We start from the raw sequence: 965 nt of genomic DNA, 5'->3' as shown, positions 1-965 counted from the left end.
CACTGTTTACCTGTAACGTAAATACCGGATTGCCGTTTGCCGTCGCCGTGTAGGTAAAGCTACCGTCGGCATTACTGACTTCGGCCAACGTGATAACTTGACCGTTGGAGGTCAAACCGTTTAGCGGGTCTGAACCTGTTTCAAGCTGGTACTGAACCACACCATCTGAGCCTTGCGTGGTCGTGAACTGCCCTTCAACCAACAGTGCGTTTGATTGTCCACCATTCGTAATTAAGTCATTTTCATCTACAGTGAGAGGCTCGACATTCTCAATCGTAGGAACGTCATCTTGAATGGTGACAGGCAAAACCATGACACTACTATCATCATCAAAATCCGTCGCGATGATTGGGAAGCTCAGCGTCAGTTCGTCACTGTTACTCGCATGGTCAATTGGGCCTTCGAGTGTAAAGTTGTAACTACCATCTGGATTCACAGTTAACGTAAAGACAGGATTGGTTCCTGCGGTTGCCGTATAAGTGAAACTACCATCTGGATTTGCCGTTTCACTCAATGTCACCGCAACACCTTGCGAAGTAAGCCCATCAACAGGCGTCGCACTGGCATCCAATTGGTAACTCACTACGCCATCAGAACCTTGATTGGTGGTGAAGTGTCCGTCAATCGATACTGAACCGTCTTGAGCCGAGCCCATCTGCGCGAGGTCATCTTCATCAACGGTGATCGCTTGAACATTGTTAATTGTTGGCTGGTCATCAACAATGGTTACAGGGATGGTTGCCGATGACGTATCGCCATCAAAGTCGGTCGCGATGATTGGAAAGTTTAGCGTCAGTTCATCACTACCAGTCGCGTGATCGATTGGGCCTTCCAACGTAAAGTTGTATGAACCATCGGTATTCACCACCAACGTAAAGACAGGATTGCCGTCAGCGGTCGCAGTGTAAGTGAAGCTGCCATCTGCATTCGCTGTTTCAACCAAATCAACAACTTCGCCGTGCGAC

General features: G+C 48.5%; 1 protein-coding gene. It reads right to left on the bottom strand.

What is annotated here, in order from left to right:
• Positions 1–965 (bottom strand): VCBS domain-containing protein (locus R7040_RS25040; RefSeq protein WP_318097364.1); only part of this gene is annotated, 965 nt, incomplete at both ends.

The sequence above is a fragment of the Vibrio sp. 1069 genome (assembly GCF_033340555.1).
Note: the sequence above shows the minus strand (reverse complement) of the source record. Positions and strands in the feature narration are given on the sequence as shown.